This is a genomic window from Blautia segnis, assembly GCF_014287535.1.
In the GTDB taxonomy this organism is placed as follows: Bacteria; Bacillota; Clostridia; order Lachnospirales; family Lachnospiraceae; genus Blautia_A; species Blautia_A acetigignens.
This window is the reverse complement of the sequence record NZ_JACOOT010000032.1, coordinates 1-16,363: the sequence shown is the minus strand read 5'-3', so window position 1 is coordinate 16,363 and position 16,363 is coordinate 1. Positions and strand designations below refer to the sequence as shown.

Genomic DNA, 16,363 nt, shown 5'->3' with positions numbered 1-16,363 from the left:
TATCTATTGTGAATAATATACGAAAGTGCTATAATGAGAAAAAACAAAGCGGAGGTGTTTTTTCATGAACTATGAAGATGTACAAAAAGTCTCAAATGCAGCCAAAAACAAGATCGGTCTGCTGAACACCAGTTTCCTGAAGTATTTCCTTCGGGCTGTAATGGCTGGCTTCTTTATTGATGTAGCCGTGATCTACAGCAACGTTGCGGGAAATGTATTCTCAGGATCCGATCCGGCATGGGGAAAATTCCTGGGGGCACTGGTATTTTCCATCGCAGTTCTTCTGATCAGCTTAGTTGGCGGAGAGCTGTTCACAGGCAACAACCTGGTAATGGCATTTGGCGCCTATGACAAGAGCGTATCCTGGGGGGATGCAGGCAAGGTATGGCTGGTGAGCTACCTTGGCAACTTTGTTGGATGTGCACTGTTCGGCCTGTTTTTCGTATGGGCAGGAGCATCCGGCACTGGTGATTATTTCGCAGGCTTTATCAACAACAAGCTGACCATTCCAATGGGTCAGATGTTTTTTAGGGCAGTACTTTGTAATTTCTTTGTATGTCTTGGTGTGCTCTGCGGAATCAAACTGAAAAGTGAAACAGGTAAATTCCTGATGATCGTAATGTGCATTTCCGCATTCGTTTTCAGCGGATTTGAGCACTGCATTGCAAACATGGGAATTTTCGTAATAAGCCTGAATCTGGTAGACGGCGTTTCCGTAGGTCTTATGCTGAAAAGCATGCTGATTGTCACCATTGGAAATATGGTGGGCGGAGCCCTTTTACTGGCATGGCCATTAAGAAAGATGAGTGCAGATAAATAATATGTCAAAAGCTTTATACATAGCAGAGAAGCCCAGCGTGGCTCAGGAATTTGCTAAAGCTTTGAAATCCGGCGGACAAAGACGGGATGGCTATATGGAATCTGATACCTGCGTGGTGACCTGGTGTGTAGGACACCTGGTCACCATGAGTTATCCAGAGAAATATGATCTGAAGTATAAAAGGTGGAGTTTAGATACCCTGCCTTTTTTGCCGCGTGATTTTAAGTATGAAGTGATTCCTGGAGTGGAAAAACAGTTCCAGATCGTCAAAGGGCTTCTGAACCGACCTGATATTGATACTATTTACGTGTGTACAGACTCCGGGCGTGAGGGAGAATATATCTACCGCCTGGTGGCACAGATGGCGGGAGTGAAGAATAAAACACAGAAGCGTGTGTGGATCGACTCCCAGACAGAAGAGGAAATTCTACGAGGTATCCGTGAGGCAAAGGACATCTCCGAGTATGACAACCTTGCCGCAGCCGCTTATCTTCGGGCAAAAGAAGATTATCTTATGGGAATTAATTTTTCCCGTGTTCTGACCCTACGCTATGGAAACAGCGTAACTAATTATCTCGGGGGAAAATACCAGGCGATTTCCGTAGGCCGTGTCATGACCTGCGTCCTTGGAATGGTGGTGCGCCGGGAACGTGAGATCCGCGCATTTGTGAAAACCCCTTTTTACAGAGTCATGAGCAGCATTGCTCTTGAGGGAGAAAGCTTTGAGGGAGAGTGGAGAGCTGTGGAAGGCAGCCGTTATTTCCAGTCCCCTGTTTTATATAAAGAGAATGGTTTTAAGAAAAAGGAAGATGCCGAAAGGCTGATTCAGGAATTAAGTATGGGACAGCCCCTTGTCTGTACGGTAGAAAAGGTGGAGCGAAAGAAAGAAAATAAGAATCCGCCTCTTTTATTCAACCTGGCGGAGCTTCAGAATGTATGCTCCAAGCTGTTTAAGATCAGTCCGGATGAGACCCTTTCCATTGTGCAGGATCTGTACGAGAAAAAGCTGGTGACTTACCCAAGAACCGACGCCAGGGTTTTATCCACAGCTGTAGCCAAGGAGATTTATAAGAATATTTCCGGGCTTCGCAGTTATCCCCAGGCAGGAGAGGCTGCCCAGGGCGTGTTAGAGCTTGGCACTTATAAAAACATTGCCAAGACTCGTTATACCAATGACAAACAGATCACAGACCACTATGCCATCATTCCCACCGGACAGGGGCTTGGAGCCCTGAAGGGACTTTCCCTAACCGCCCAGCGGGTGTATGAGACCATTGTGAGACGTTTTCTGAGCATTTTTTATCCACCGGCTGTTTACCAGAAGGTAAGCCTTGTGACAAAGATCCAGAATGAATCCTTCTTTTCTTCCTTCAAGGTATTGTTAAGTGAAGGTTATCTGAAGATTTCCACCAATTCCTTTGCGAAAAAAACGGCTGCAGATGTCGGCAAAGCGTCTGAGGGAGAAGGCGAGGAGGTTTCCTGCGACGAAGCTTTGTTAGCTGCATTGCAGAAACTGAAAAAGGGTGATATACTGAACATAAACGGTCTGGGTATCAAAGAGGGAGAAACCTCCCCGCCCAAGCGTTATAATTCCGGTTCTATGATCTTGGCTATGGAAAATGCCGGACAGCTGATCGAGGATGAGGATCTGCGTTCCCAGATTAAGGGAAGCGGAATCGGTACCAGTGCCACCAGGGCGGAGATCCTGAAAAAGCTGTTTAACATTAAGTATCTTTCCCTGAATAAGAAGACTCAGGTGATCACACCTACCCTTCAGGGAGAAATGATCTATGACGTGGTGAACTGCTCCATCCGCCAGCTTCTTAATCCGGAGCTGACAGCCAGCTGGGAAAAGGGTCTTACCTATGTGGCAGAGGGATCCATTACGGAACAGGAGTACATGGACAAGCTGGAGCGTTTTGTGCGCCTTCGCACCAAGCAGGTGGAGGACAGCAGCTTTCAGTACGCACTGCGCCAGTTTTTTGATGCAGCAGCCCAGTTTTATAAGAAGCCGGAGAAGCCTGCTGTGGCGAAGCCCACGAAAAAGCCGGACAGAAAACCAGAATGAAATGAGGAGGATATGTATTATGTTAAAAGATTTTACAATTGCAAATATGCTGGATATGAGCCAGACGATTGCAGGAGAGCTTTTTGAGGGAAAGACCTATCCATGGGAAGTACTCCCTGAGATTGGTGATTTTATTGTGAAGCTTGGCAAGACACTTGACCCGGATGAATACGATTGTGTGGAAGGAAATGTCTGGATTGCCAAAACTGCAAAGGTTGCACCTACCGCCTTTATTAACGGACCGGCTATTATCGGAAAAAATACAGAGGTTCGTCACTGTGCATTTATTCGCGGAAATGCCCTTGTGGGAGAAGGCTGCGTAGTGGGAAACTCTACAGAGCTTAAGAATGTCGTGCTTTTTAATAATGTTCAGGTACCCCATTACAACTATGTAGGAGATGCGGTTCTTGGCTATAAATCTCATATGGGAGCTGGTTCCATCTGTTCCAACGTGAAATCTGACAAGAAGCTTGTTGTGGTAAAAGACGGTGATGAGAAGATTGAGACCGGACTTAAGAAATTCGGAGCAATGCTGGCAGATCACGTGGAAGTTGGCTGCGGTTCTGTATTAAACCCGGGAACTGTAATCGGAAGAAACACCAATATCTATCCGCTTTCCCCGGTACGCGGCTGCGTTCCGGCCAACAGTATTTATAAAAACAAGGACGAGATCGTAACCAAACAGTGAAATCAGATAAACAAATAATAATCCCGGCAGCTTGCAGTTGATAGGCAGGCTGTCGGGATTGCGTTCAAGCGGATATTTGCAATCCGCTTCGCTACTTGCTCATAACCGAATAACTGCTCCGCAGTTTATCAGAAGGAGCTGCACTCCTCCTGATACAAGCAAGTCCCCACCCACTGCTTATTGCTTTTCGCAACCCCAGCAGGGGACTTACTTGATTCGGTTAAATTCCAAACCACTTTTTGCGTATGATTGTTAATATTGCAATATGAACAGGGTAAAATGCATAGAAGAAATATTTCGCCCATTTTCCTCTTATGAAGCCACGTCTGCCATTGTACATGTTCAGAGAAATAAAAGCAAAGCATGCCTTCCATTCGTAGATCAGCCAGCAGCTTCCGATCAGTGCCTGAGCTGGCTTATACTGGTGCAGCCAGAACATGATCAGCAGGAAAACATAGCCCTTGTAGCCGTAATCTGCCTTCAGGAAATAGGAAACCGCCAGAAGCGCCAACATGCTTACAAGCTGCATGGTTGGATTTTCTTTAAATCGGTCGATAAGACAGAATGCCAGATAACCAAGGAACAGTGTGAAAAATACGTTCTGCTTGTCTGCAAAAAGCAATGTGCCGTTCTGCGCAAAATTCCAGGGGATCTCGGAAATACATGCGAAAATCAGAAGATTTCTTCCATATTTAAAACGGTCATGGGTATGAAGAAAGCCCTCAACGAGAAGAAAACAGAAAATGGGAAACGCAGCCCTCCCCACATCCCGCATCACCCGGTACAAAGAATAGGAGGTGCTTCCAATCTGAAACCAGGCTCTGGTGACTGGCGGATAATACCGCAGAAGAAAAGAAGCGGTGTGATCAATAAGCATAATCGCCATAGCCAGCACCTTCAGGGCGCTTCCGCTTAAAATTCTGTATTTTTCAGGAATAAATGAAGTGGATGTTTGTAATGTCATGGTTCCTCCGGTAAATGAAATTTATTAGATATTTGAATATTTTAACACGAAACCGCAAACTGCACAATAGAAGTCCTTTAAACAGTACCGACAACTTTTTCGTAAATTTTGCAAAATATGACTAGACGAATTGAGGATTTTGTGAGAAAATAACACTAGGTTGTTAGGTCTTTAACAACGATTAAGTAATCAACACTGAAAGGAGTCTTAAAATGATTTACACTAAGGAAGTTGAAAACATGTGCCCAGTAGCTAAGGGCGCAAAACATGAGCCAGCTCCGATTCCGGAAGAAGGCCAGTGGGTCCATGCAAAAAAAATTGAAGATATCTCTGGTTTTACACATGGTGTAGGCTGGTGTGCTCCTCAGCAGGGTGCTTGTAAGCTGTCCTTAAATGTTAAGAACGGTGTAATCGAGGAAGCCCTTGTAGAGACAATCGGATGTTCAGGTATGACACATTCTGCAGCTATGGCAGCAGAGGTTCTTCAGGGCAAAACCATTCTTGAGGCTTTAAATACAGACCTTGTCTGTGATGCTATCAATACAGCAATGAGAGAACTGTTCCTTCAGATCGTTTACGGACGTACTCAGAGTGCTTTCTCTGATGACGGTCTTGCTGTAGGTGCAGGTCTTGAGGACCTTGGAAAAGGCCTTCGTTCCCAGGTTGGTACAATGTACGCTACCAAGGAAAAAGGAGTTCGTTATCTGGAAATGGCAGAGGGCTATGTAACAGGTATCGCTCTTGACGAAGACAACGAAGTAATCGGATATCAGTTCGTTTCTCTTGGAAAAATGACTGACTTTATCAAAAAAGGTGATGATCCTAACACTGCATGGGAAAAAGCAAAAGGTCAGTATGGCCGTGTAGCTGATGCTGTTAAGATTATCGACCCGAGACAAGAGTAAGCCACAAGCGAAAGGAGACGAACAGAAATGGCATTATTTGAAGGATATGAGAGAAGAATTGACCAGATCAATTCTGTATTAAACAGCTATGGAATCAGCTCCATCGAAGAAGCTGAGAAAATCACAAAAGACGCTGGTCTTGATGTTTATGAGCAGGTTAAGAAGATTCAGCCGATCTGCTTTGAGAATGCTGCATGGGCTTACTTAGTAGGCGCTGCAATCGCAATCAAAAAAGGCTGCAGAAAAGCTTCTGACGCTGCTGCTGCAATCGGTGAAGGACTTCAGGCTTTCTGTATTCCAGGATCCGTTGCTGACCACAGAAAAGTAGGTCTTGGACATGGTAACCTTGGTAAAATGCTTCTTGAGGAAGAGACAGAGTGCTTCTGCTTCTTAGCCGGACATGAGTCCTTCGCAGCTGCTGAGGGCGCGATCGGTATCGCTGAGAAAGCTAACAAAGTACGTCAGAAACCATTACGTGTTATCCTGAACGGTCTTGGAAAAGACGCTGCTCAGATCATTTCCCGTATCAACGGATTTACATATGTTGAGACAAAGTATGATTACAAAGAAGCAAAATTAAATGTTGTTTATGAGAAGCCATACTCCAACGGACTTCGTGCTACTGTCAAATGCTACGGTGCAGATGACGTTCAGGAAGGTGTTGCTATCATGCATCATGAGAATGTTGGTGTTTCCATTACAGGTAACTCCACTAACCCAACCCGTTTCCAGCATCCGGTTGCAGGTACATACAAGAAAGAATGTATCGAGCAGGGTAAGAAATACTTCTCTGTTGCTTCCGGCGGCGGTACAGGACGTACTCTTCACCCGGACAACATGGCAGCAGGTCCTGCTTCCTATGGTATGACAGATACAATGGGACGTATGCACTCTGACGCACAGTTCGCAGGATCCTCTTCCGTACCGGCTCACGTTGAGATGATGGGTCTTATCGGAATGGGTAACAACCCGATGGTTGGTGCTACTGTTGCTGTAGCTGTTTCCGTTGAGGAAGCTGCTAAGGCTGGCAAGTTCTGATAATTGAATAAGAGGATAAATACTATCTGATAAAACAAAGCACTTTCAACAAAATTGGAGGTGCTTTTGTTTTGTGAATATTCCCAGGCAGTTAAAAGATCATCAAATCGACCTTTTGACACTCATGCCATATTATGATTAGTATGCCAATACACAACAGGAGGTTGACCCAGAATGGCAAAAGAAGCGAAAACAAATGCAATGAGAATGCTTGACAGACAGAAAGTAAAGTATGAAGCACTTAGCTATGAGTGCGATGAATTTATTGACGGAATCCACTGCGCGGACATTACAGGTGCGCCCTATGACCAGTCCTTTAAAACTCTGGTGATGGAGGGCAAAAGCGGCGGATACTATGTCTTTGTAGTCCCCATTGAAAAAGAAGTGGACCGAAAAGCCGCAGCCAAGGCAGTGGGAGAGAAGACGGTAGATATGATCCATGTAAAAGATATCACCAAGATCACCGGCTACGTTCGAGGCGGCTGCAGCCCCATTGGAATGAAGAAGCCGTTTCCTACCGTTTTTGACGCATCCGCAGGCAATTTCCAGGAAATTTATGTGAGCGGCGGAAGAATCGGACTGACCCTGAAAGTTCCGGTAGAAGATCTTCTGAAAGTAACCGGTGGAAAATTAGCCAACATTACAGCCAGGGAAGAGTAATCCCAAGTAATCCCAATTTACAAAAACAGGGAAAGAGTATGCTAGAATATCCATAAATAAAAACGGCAGACACGAAGACGTGTCCGAAAACAACTCTTACCTGTCAATGTAAATAGTCAGCCCGAAGGGCGGCAAGGAGGATTTATGAAAGAAGGAAAAAGAATTAAGAAATGGCTGCTTGGAGCAGCGGTTGCGGTGATGACTATGATGAGCGCTATACCAGTATCGGCAGCCAGGAAGACATTCACAGCTACTGTTCAGAAAGGAAACTGCCTTCATATTGTAAATGAGAACATCAGTGGAAATGCGATCAGTAAATATGAGCTGCAGGTGATTCCGAAAACATCCGGTGCGAGATATGATATTGTGTATGCGTATGGCACGGAAGCTATGGCCATGAAAGACTGCCGCAAGAAATCCAGCATCACCAATTCCACTTATTTTAAGGCGAACCGCAGTGCGAACCGTGGAATCATCGCATGCGTGAAAGCGAATTCAGGTACTGTAGAAATCCGTGTGGTAGCGACTTCCAGGAAATCCAATGTCAAAATTAAGAAAAGCATTATGAAAAACCACAGCCCGTTGAAATCTCAGAAGGTTACAAAAGGCAGAAAGCTTTGGCTGAAGGGTACCGGCAGCAACATCACAACCTTACCGCTGATCATTTCCGGAAATTCCACTGTGGTTATGCAGAGAAATCTGAACAAGAATGCTTTTGAGCGGTATGATTTCAAGGACAAATATATGTATTTCAGAAGATATGTAAATAATAAACGTACCATGAAGAAAAACCGCTCTTATGCATCTGCCTATGGCTCTACCAGGTATTATTCCTGCCTGATCCCTGCAAATTCCAAGGGTGTAGCCTACACTGGAGATATGATTACCAAGAGAGGTACGATCACATACTATTATCCATCCGATTATCTGAAAGTAACAGGAGAAAACAGAAGAGCATCCTGATTTTGTCACATACAATTGAAGATTTATAAAAATAGGACGGCGTACAAATCTGTACACCGTCCCATTTTTTATATGGCAGATTCACAGGAATCTCATCTCTTAGTTATCCTGTGCATCCTCCTCATTAATCTCAAATACATGACGCTTCTTAGCCATCTCATCGCTAGCCAGATACTCGTCATAAGTGGTGATCTTATCGATCATAGTACCGTTTGGCAGAATCTCCATAATACGGTTTGCAGTTGTCTGAACAAACTGGTGGTCATGAGAAGTAAACAGGATCACACCTGGGAACTTGATCAGACCGTTGTTCAGTGCTGTGATAGACTCCATATCCAGATGGTTGGTCGGCTCATCCAGAATCAGGATATTGGCACCGGAGATCATCATCTTGGAAAGAAGGCAGCGAACCTTCTCACCACCGGAAAGCACGCGCACACGCTTCACGCCGTCCTCGCCCGGGAAAAGCATACGTCCAAGGAATCCACGCACATAAGTGGCATCCTTGATCTCAGAATACTGGGTCAGCCAGTCTGTAATGGTAAGGTCATTATCGAATTCCTTGGTATTATCTTTGGGGAAATAAGCCTGAGTAGTTGTGATTCCCCACTTGTAATTTCCTTCATCCGGCTCCATCTCGCCAGTAATGATCTTAAAGAAAGTGGTAATGGCCTGCTCATTTGCACCAACGAAAGCAACCTTATCCTCACGGCCAAGAGTAAAGGAAATGTTATCCAGAACCTTCACGCCGTCAATGGTCTTGGAAAGATTCTCCACCATAAGAACTTCGTTTCCAATCTCACGGTTAGGACGGAAGTCGATGTATGGATATTTACGGCTGGAAGGACGCATGTCATCCAGCTGGATTTTCTCAAGGGCTCTCTTACGGGAGGTTGCCTGCTTGGATTTGGAAGCGTTGGCACTGAACCTGGAAATAAATTCCTGCAGCTCCTTGATCTTCTCCTCTTTCTTTTTGTTGGCTTCCTTCATCTGCTTGATCAGCAGCTGGCTGGACTCATACCAGAAGTCATAGTTACCTGCGTACAGCTGGATTTTGCCATAGTCGATATCTGCAGTCTGTGTACAAACCTTGTTCAGGAAGTAACGGTCATGGGAAACTACGATAACGGTATTGTCAAAGTTGATCAGGAACTCCTCAAGCCACTCAATAGCCGGAAGGTCCAGATGGTTGGTGGGCTCGTCAAGAAGCAGGATATCCGGATTTCCGAAAAGGGCCTGTGCAAGAAGAACCTTGACCTTCATGCTTCCTGTAAGGTCAGCCATCTGCGCATAGTGGAATTCCGTGTCAATTCCAAGACCGTTCAGAAGGGTAGCAGCGTCAGACTCTGCTTCCCATCCGTTCATTTCTGCAAATTCGCCCTCCAGCTCGCTGGCGCGGATTCCGTCCTCATCGGTGAAGTCTTCTTTGGCATAGATGGCTTCCTTCTCTTTCATGATCTCGTAGAGACGAAGGTTACCCATGATAACGGTATCAAGAACCGTATAAGCATCATATTTAAAGTGGTCCTGCTGCAAGAAAGAGAGACGCTGTCCCGGTGTGATCACGATGTCACCCTTAGTCGGCTCAAGCTGGCCGGAAAGGATCTTCAGGAAAGTAGACTTTCCTGCGCCGTTGGCACCGATCAGGCCGTAACAGTTCCCCTCTGTAAATTTGATATTTACATCTTCGAAAAGAGCTTTCTTTCCAACTCGCAAAGTAATATTGTTTGCTGAAATCATATTATCCTCCTATTAAATAAGTCATCCTTATGAAATGAACACACATAATAATAAGTATAGCCGATTTTCATTTTATCGTAAACTGGCAAATATGCAACAATTATTTCTGGTTTTTTCGCTGTTTTGTAGCAGAAACACGCTAAAATAGGGGACGGCAGCCCAATAAGGCTCTTTACAAAGAAAAAAACCACTGCTATAATATCTGGAATATCAAAATTTACGTGGAAAAACTTTGCTAGGAAGCTTTTCCACGAGGAAATACAGAGAGGGAAAAGATATGCCGAAAAGACAGATCTATCTGACCGGATTTATGGGAACCGGCAAAAGCACCATTTTAAACTGCCTGCACCAGCTGTGCGGCCTTCAGAAAATAGAGATGGACGAGCAGATCGTCCAGGAACAGGGAATGAGCATTCCTGATATTTTTGCACAAAAAGGCGAGGAAACTTTCCGCAATCTGGAGACAGAGCTTGTGAAGAGAATCTCCCACATGGACAACATTGTAGTTTCCTGCGGCGGCGGTACCGTAATGCGCCAGTGCAACGTAGAGGAAATGAAGAAGAACGGAACCATTGTGCTTCTTACCGCCACCCCTCAGACCGTTTACGAGAGGGTAAAGGGCAGCCACAACCGTCCCCTCCTGGAAAAAAACATGAATCCCCAGTACATAGAACAGCTGATGGAGGCCAGAAGACCGAAATATGAAGCAGCCGCAGACATCATAGTGAAAACCGACGGACGCACCGCAAAAGAGATCTGCCAGGAAATAAAGGAACGTCTTGAAATTAACGATAATACAAAATAACGTGAAATAAATGTTAAAAAAATTAAATAACAGTTGAAAATTGTAAGAATAATTGTTATACTTTAGGAAGTTTTTGGGGGAAGAAGACCACATAAGGACAGTATACATTTTTTATTATGATGTCAGGGCCAGAATACTTTTTAACCCTAACATCTTATTATGATTCGTGTCCAGTAAGGAGAAAGGTTACAGATATGTTTATTACGAGAGAATGCGATTATGCAGCAAGAGTTCTTCGGGCACTGTCAGCGGAAACCCGCCTTAGCGTTAATGAAATCTGTGAGAAGGAATCCATTACCGCACCCTTTGCCTACAAGATCCTTAAGAAACTTCAGAAAGCAGGCATTGTAAAAGGATACCGCGGTGTACATGGCGGATATGCCATGAATAAATCTATGACGGAGCTGACATTATTCGATGTGTACAGTGCCATTGACCCTGATCTGTTTATCATTGAGTGCATGGCATCCGGTTACGAATGTCCGGTAGATGGAAGGGGAGATCACCTTCCCTGCTATATGCACAGGGAGCTCTGTGAGATTCAGCAGGGTGTTTGGAAAATGCTCAAAAGAAAGAATCTTCAGGAGGTTTTTGCTCCGGAGAATTAAAAAGAAGTGAATAAATGCTTTGGCAGCAGGATATCTGCTAAAGCCATAAGCGGCCATGAGATTTTCCCTCATGACCGTTTTTTGTATGTGATAATGTACAAAAAACAAAATGGACATCAATGGAAGATTATGCTATAATGTTATATGGACTTTTAGACACGATGTGTCTAGAGATATTATTTTCAACATACCTTTAAGGAGGAAAAACAAACTATGGCAAGAAAGATGAAAACCATGGATGGTAACCATGCAGCCGCTCATGCATCATACGCTTTTTCTGATGTAGCTGCAATTTACCCGATCACCCCTTCATCTGTTATGGCTGAAGCTACAGACGAGTGGGCAACCCAGGGAAGAAAGAACATCTTTGGACAGGAAGTACAGGTAACAGAGATGCAGTCTGAGGCTGGTGCTGCTGGTGCAGTACACGGATCTCTTGCAGCTGGTGCCCTTACTACTACCTATACAGCATCCCAGGGTCTGTTACTGATGATCCCGAACCTTTACAAGATCGCTGGTGAGCAGCTTCCGGGCGTATTCAACGTATCCGCTCGTGCACTTGCTTCCCACGCACTTTCCATTTTCGGAGATCATTCCGACGTTATGGCCTGTCGTCAGACCGGCTGCGCAATGCTGTGCGAGTCTTCCGTACAGGAAGTTATGGACCTTACTCCAGTAGCACACCTTGCAGCAATCAAGGGTAAAGTTCCATTCATCAACTTCTTCGATGGATTCCGTACATCCCACGAGATCCAGAAGATCGAGACATGGGATTATGAAGACCTGAAAGATATGGCAGATATGGACGCTATCCAGGCATTCCGTGATCACGCACTGAATCCGAACCATCCATGTCAGAGAGGTTCCGCTCAGAACCCGGATATCTTCTTCCAGGCAAGAGAAGCATGTAACCCGTACTACGATGCTCTTCCGGCAGTCGTACAGGAGTACATGGACAAAGTTAACGCTAAGATCGGTACCGATTACAAGCTGTTCAACTACTATGGAGCAGCAGACGCAGAGCACGTTATCGTAGCTATGGGTTCTGTAAACGATACAATCGAGGAGACAATCGACTACTTAATGGCAGCCGGCAGAAAAGTTGGTGTTGTAAAAGTTCGTCTTTACAGACCATTCTGCGCACAGGCTCTGATCGATGCTATTCCTGAGACAGTAAAACAGATCACAGTTCTTGACAGAACAAAAGAGCCAGGAGCTCAGGGCGAGCCTCTGTATCTTGATGTTGTTGCTGCACTTAAGAACAGCAAATTTGACGGCGTTAAGATCTTCACCGGACGTTACGGACTTGGTTCCAAGGACACAACACCGGCTCAGATCGTAGCTGTATATGACAATACTGAGAAAGAGAAATTCACTCTTGGTATCGTGGATGATGTTACTAACCTTTCCCTTGAGACAGGCGCTCCGCTTGTAACTACTCCAGAGGGAACTACAAACTGTAAGTTCTGGGGACTTGGTGCTGACGGTACTGTAGGTGCTAACAAGAACTCCATCAAGATCATCGGTGACAATACAGATATGTACGCTCAGGCATACTTTGATTATGACTCCAAGAAGTCCGGTGGTGTTACAATGTCTCACCTTCGTTTTGGTAAGAAACCGATCAAGTCTACCTATCTGATCCACAAAGCAAACTTCGTAGCATGTCACAATCCTTCCTATGTTAATAAATACAACATGGTACAGGAGTTAGTTGACGGCGGTACATTCCTTCTGAACTGTGCTTGGGATATGGAAGGCCTTGAGAAACATCTTCCAGGACAGGTTAAGGCATTCATCGCTAACCACGGTATCAAGTTCTACACCATCGACGGTGTTAAGATCGGTATCGAGACTGGCATGGGACCAACACGTATCAACACAATCCTTCAGTCCGCATTCTTCAAACTTACCGGAATCATTCCGGAGGATCAGGCTATCGAGCTGATGAAGGCTGCTGCGAAAGCAACATACGGACGTAAAGGTGATGACGTTGTTCAGAAGAACTGGGCAGCTATCGATGCTGGTGCTAAGCAGGTTGTTGAGATCCAGGTTCCGGAGAGCTGGAAAGATGCTGCTGACGAAGGTCTGCACATGACCCACGCTACAGAGGGACGTCAGGAAGTTGTTGATTTCGTTAACAACATCCAGGCTAAGGTTAATGCTCAGGAAGGTAACACACTGCCTGTATCCGCATTCAAAGATTATGTTGACGGTACTACACCATCCGGTGCTGCTGCATACGAGAAACGTGGTATCGCTGTAAATATCCCTGTATGGAATCCGGAGAACTGTATCCAGTGTAACAGATGTGCTTATGTCTGCCCGCACGCAGTTATCCGTCCGGTAGCTCTTACAGCTGATGAGGCTGCAAATGCTCCAGAGGGAATCAAGACATTACCAATGACTGGTATGAAAGAGTATCAGTTCACTATGACTGTATCCGCTCTTGACTGTACAGGATGTGGTTCCTGTGCGAACGTTTGCCCAGGTAAGAAGGGTGCTAAGGCACTTGCTATGGAAAACCTTGAAGCAAACATGGGAGAGCAGAAATACTTTGATTACGGTGTAACTCTTCCGGTTAAAGAAGATGTTATCGCTAAATTCAAAGAGACAACTGTTAAGGGAAGCCAGTTCAAACAGCCGCTTCTTGAGTTCTCAGGAGCTTGTGCTGGATGTGGTGAGACACCTTACGCAAAACTGATCACCCAGCTGTTCGGTGACAGAATGTACATTGCAAACGCTACAGGATGCTCCTCTATCTGGGGTAACTCCTCACCTTCTACACCATATACCGTAAATGCTAAGGGCCAGGGTCCTGCATGGGGCAACTCCTTATTCGAGGATAACGCTGAGTTTGGTTATGGTATGCTTCTTGCTCAGAAGGCTATTCGTGATGGTCTGAAAGCAAAGGTTGAAGATGCTGTAGCTAACGGAAATAACGAAGACGTTAAGGCTGCTGGTCAGGAATGGCTGGATACCTTCGCTTGCGGCGCTACCAACGGTGCAGCAACTGAGAAACTGGTTGCAGCTCTTGAGGCATGCGGATGTGACAAGGCAAAAGACATCCTTACACAGAAAGACTTCCTCGCTAAGAAATCCCAGTGGATCTTCGGTGGTGACGGATGGGCTTACGATATCGGATTCGGCGGTGTTGACCATGTTCTCGCAAGCGGACGTGATATCAACGTTATGGTATTCGATACAGAGGTTTATTCCAACACAGGCGGACAGTCTTCCAAGTCTACACCTACAGGTGCAATCGCACAGTTCGCAGCTGGCGGTAAAGAGACCAAGAAGAAAGATATGGCTTCTATCGCAATGAGCTATGGCTATGTATATGTTGCTCAGATCTCCATGGGAGCTGACTTCAACCAGGCTATTAAGGCAATTGCAGAGGCAGAGGCTTATCCGGGACCATCACTTATCATCGCATACGCTCCATGTATCAACCATGGTATCAAGAAGGGTATGTCCAAAGCTCAGACAGAGGAAGAGCTGGCTGTTAAGTGTGGATACTGGCACAACTTCCGCTTCAATCCTGCTGCAGAAGGAAGCAAGTTCAGCCTTGATTCCAAAGCACCGGATATGACAGATTATCAGGAATTCTTAAATGGTGAGGTTCGTTACAACTCCTTACAGCGTCAGAATCCTGAGAAGGCTGCAAGACTGTTCGCTAAGAACCAGTCTGAGGCTAAGGCAAGATATGAGTATCTGCAGAAGCTGATCACTCTGTACGGAACAGAGGAATAAGAATCACCCGCGGCAAGTCCGCATTATAAATATATAGTATAAGCACATAGTGCTTATCGTGTCGTAGCGTAAAGTAAGCCTGCGGTACCTCCTGAAAGGGTGGTATTGCAGGCTTTTCTTGTTATTCTATAAGGTTTGGCTTCTGAAAAGCTTGATATACAATTGTGTGAAGGAGGTTTTTTCTGTATAATATAAAAAATAGGAGGGCAAAGATGAATCGAACAAAACATGCAATTGTTGCTACCTTTTGGCAGCTTTTGGAAGAAAAAACATATAATAAAATTACTGTGCAGGACATTGTAGATCGATGCCATGTGAATAGAAATACCTTTTATTATCATTTTCAGGATATTCCATCTCTTGCAGAATGGTCAGTTGAAATATGGGCAGATGAGGTTATTAAAAACAGAGGGAGTTTTGATTCTCTGACACACTGTATTATCTACATGGCAGAAGAATGCACAAAGAGGAAAAAGGCGCTTTTACATCTTTTTCGTTCTGCAAAAAAAGAGTATTTCTTAAAGTACCTAAACAAAATGGGATACCATGTTATCTGTACTTACGTAGAAAACAGAACCGAAAATCTTTCACTTGCAGAAAATAAAACAGAAAGTCTGGTACGATATTATAAATGTACATTGATGGGGATTATACTCGACTGGCTGGAGAACGATGCTTCCTATGATCTGATTGCATTCTGTCAGGAGCTTTGTGAACTGTTTTCCGGTTCAGGAGAAAGAGCCATGCTTAAATGCACCGTTTCCAAGGACGAAATTGATGCAACCTGTTAAAAAGCAATTTGATTTCGTAAGTGAATCTGCGAAAAAAACTATAACTTTTTACAAAAAGTGCTTGACTTCTCCTTACGGAAGTGGTATATTAAACAAGCTGTCGCAAGGAATTGCTTCTGAAATACTGAAAAAGAAATCAGTTTTCAGAAAATTCAAATTAACTGTTGACAATCGACTGAACTTATGGTAAAGTAATCAAGTCGCTTGAACAGATAAGGAAAATGACGGTGACGAAATCCTTTGGAAAACACTTCGAAAAACTTTTGAAAAAAGTTCTTGACAAGATCTTCCAAATGTGATAATCTAAATGAGCTGTCGCAAAGAGCTGACAGCGAATAACCTTGATAACTAAACAGTGAAACACATACGATTCTCGAAAATTCTTAACGAATCATCATTCAAAAGAATGAACTTTTTATAACAGTAATGACGAGAGATAACTAAGCTAGTTGGTTGTCTTGAGTGCATCAAACATTTTATCAGAGAGTTTGATCCTGGCTCAGGATGAACGCTGGCGGCGTGCTTAACACATGCAAGTCGAACGGGAAATATCTTTATTG

Annotated in this window: 13 protein-coding genes and 1 rRNA gene; 12 read left to right on the top strand and 2 right to left on the bottom strand. The window is 44.6% G+C overall.

Annotated elements, in window-relative coordinates:
- Positions 1–64 precede the first annotated feature (64 nt).
- Genes H8S54_RS13365 through H8S54_RS13355 form a run of 3 tightly spaced genes read left to right on the top strand, consistent with a single transcriptional unit; the run spans position 65 to position 3,576 of the window.
- On the top strand, positions 65–820 hold the full coding sequence (locus H8S54_RS13365) for a formate/nitrite transporter family protein (RefSeq protein WP_021926799.1): 756 nt from the start codon (positions 65–67) through the stop codon (positions 818–820).
- Position 821: 1 nt separating this feature from the next.
- A complete protein-coding gene (locus H8S54_RS13360) occupies positions 822–2,888 on the top strand; it encodes a DNA topoisomerase (protein WP_186901648.1) in 2,067 nt (688 codons plus the stop codon).
- A 19-nt stretch (positions 2,889–2,907) separates the two neighbouring features.
- Entirely contained in the window at positions 2,908–3,576 is a 669-nt protein-coding gene (locus H8S54_RS13355; RefSeq protein ID WP_021926801.1) for an acyltransferase, read from the top strand.
- A gap of 220 nt (positions 3,577–3,796) precedes the next feature.
- Here the strand turns inward: H8S54_RS13355 and H8S54_RS13350 are convergent, their stop codons facing one another.
- Complete coding sequence (locus tag H8S54_RS13350; protein ID WP_021926802.1) at positions 3,797–4,540, bottom strand: TraX family protein; 744 nt, start codon at positions 4,538–4,540, stop codon at positions 3,797–3,799.
- Positions 4,541–4,752: 212 nt separating this feature from the next.
- On the opposite strand from H8S54_RS13350, the gene H8S54_RS13345 reads away from it, so the two are divergent.
- The 4 genes from H8S54_RS13345 (at position 4,753) to H8S54_RS13330 (ending at position 8,106) form a co-directional block, all read left to right on the top strand.
- On the top strand, positions 4,753–5,445 hold the full coding sequence (locus H8S54_RS13345) for an iron-sulfur cluster assembly scaffold protein (RefSeq protein ID WP_117853377.1): 693 nt from the start codon (positions 4,753–4,755) through the stop codon (positions 5,443–5,445).
- Between the two features lie 27 nt (positions 5,446–5,472).
- Positions 5,473–6,483: a GGGtGRT protein gene (locus H8S54_RS13340; RefSeq protein ID WP_117853374.1), complete on the top strand. Its 1,011-nt coding sequence runs from the start codon at positions 5,473–5,475 to the stop codon at positions 6,481–6,483.
- A gap of 174 nt (positions 6,484–6,657) precedes the next feature.
- Positions 6,658–7,143, top strand: a complete 486-nt coding sequence (ybaK, locus tag H8S54_RS13335; protein ID WP_021924618.1) for a Cys-tRNA(Pro) deacylase — start codon at positions 6,658–6,660, stop codon at positions 7,141–7,143.
- Positions 7,144–7,287: 144 nt separating this feature from the next.
- On the top strand, positions 7,288–8,106 hold the full coding sequence (locus H8S54_RS13330) for a hypothetical protein (protein WP_186901647.1): 819 nt from the start codon (positions 7,288–7,290) through the stop codon (positions 8,104–8,106).
- A 99-nt stretch (positions 8,107–8,205) separates the two neighbouring features.
- On the opposite strand, the gene H8S54_RS13325 is transcribed toward H8S54_RS13330, so the two are convergent.
- Positions 8,206–9,846, bottom strand: coding sequence for an ABC-F family ATP-binding cassette domain-containing protein (locus H8S54_RS13325; protein WP_021924616.1), 1,641 nt, complete (start codon positions 9,844–9,846; stop codon positions 8,206–8,208).
- Positions 9,847–10,123: 277 nt separating this feature from the next.
- On the opposite strand from H8S54_RS13325, the gene H8S54_RS13320 reads away from it, so the two are divergent.
- From H8S54_RS13320 to H8S54_RS13300, 5 genes are all read left to right on the top strand, one after another.
- Positions 10,124–10,651 (top strand): shikimate kinase, encoded by a 528-nt coding sequence (locus tag H8S54_RS13320; protein ID WP_021924615.1) that lies wholly within the window; start codon positions 10,124–10,126, stop codon positions 10,649–10,651.
- A 194-nt stretch (positions 10,652–10,845) separates the two neighbouring features.
- Complete coding sequence (locus tag H8S54_RS13315) at positions 10,846–11,259, top strand: RrF2 family transcriptional regulator (protein ID WP_021924614.1); 414 nt, start codon at positions 10,846–10,848, stop codon at positions 11,257–11,259.
- A 213-nt stretch (positions 11,260–11,472) separates the two neighbouring features.
- Complete coding sequence (nifJ, locus tag H8S54_RS13310) at positions 11,473–15,012, top strand: pyruvate:ferredoxin (flavodoxin) oxidoreductase (RefSeq protein WP_117853371.1); 3,540 nt, start codon at positions 11,473–11,475, stop codon at positions 15,010–15,012.
- A 212-nt stretch (positions 15,013–15,224) separates the two neighbouring features.
- Positions 15,225–15,803 (top strand): TetR/AcrR family transcriptional regulator, encoded by a 579-nt coding sequence (locus H8S54_RS13305; RefSeq protein ID WP_021925034.1) that lies wholly within the window; start codon positions 15,225–15,227, stop codon positions 15,801–15,803.
- A 476-nt stretch (positions 15,804–16,279) separates the two neighbouring features.
- Positions 16,280–16,363: ribosomal RNA gene (locus H8S54_RS13300) — 16S ribosomal RNA — on the top strand; the annotation flags it as partial.

Coding starts and splice junctions, on each gene's coding strand:
- H8S54_RS13355 (WP_021926801.1), top strand. CDS start 2,908: ATGTTAAAAGATTTTACAATTGCAAATATGCTGGATATGAGCCAGACG.
- H8S54_RS13350 (WP_021926802.1), bottom strand. CDS start 4,540: ATGACATTACAAACATCCACTTCATTTATTCCTGAAAAATACAGAATT.
- nifJ (WP_117853371.1), top strand. CDS start 11,473: ATGGCAAGAAAGATGAAAACCATGGATGGTAACCATGCAGCCGCTCAT.
- H8S54_RS13345 (WP_117853377.1), top strand. CDS start 4,753: ATGATTTACACTAAGGAAGTTGAAAACATGTGCCCAGTAGCTAAGGGC.
- H8S54_RS13325 (WP_021924616.1), bottom strand. CDS start 9,846: ATGATTTCAGCAAACAATATTACTTTGCGAGTTGGAAAGAAAGCTCTT.
- H8S54_RS13365 (WP_021926799.1), top strand. CDS start 65: ATGAACTATGAAGATGTACAAAAAGTCTCAAATGCAGCCAAAAACAAG.
- H8S54_RS13340 (WP_117853374.1), top strand. CDS start 5,473: ATGGCATTATTTGAAGGATATGAGAGAAGAATTGACCAGATCAATTCT.
- H8S54_RS13330 (WP_186901647.1), top strand. CDS start 7,288: ATGAAAGAAGGAAAAAGAATTAAGAAATGGCTGCTTGGAGCAGCGGTT.
- H8S54_RS13305 (WP_021925034.1), top strand. CDS start 15,225: ATGAATCGAACAAAACATGCAATTGTTGCTACCTTTTGGCAGCTTTTG.
- H8S54_RS13360 (WP_186901648.1), top strand. CDS start 822: ATGTCAAAAGCTTTATACATAGCAGAGAAGCCCAGCGTGGCTCAGGAA.
- H8S54_RS13320 (WP_021924615.1), top strand. CDS start 10,124: ATGCCGAAAAGACAGATCTATCTGACCGGATTTATGGGAACCGGCAAA.
- ybaK (WP_021924618.1), top strand. CDS start 6,658: ATGGCAAAAGAAGCGAAAACAAATGCAATGAGAATGCTTGACAGACAG.
- H8S54_RS13315 (WP_021924614.1), top strand. CDS start 10,846: ATGTTTATTACGAGAGAATGCGATTATGCAGCAAGAGTTCTTCGGGCA.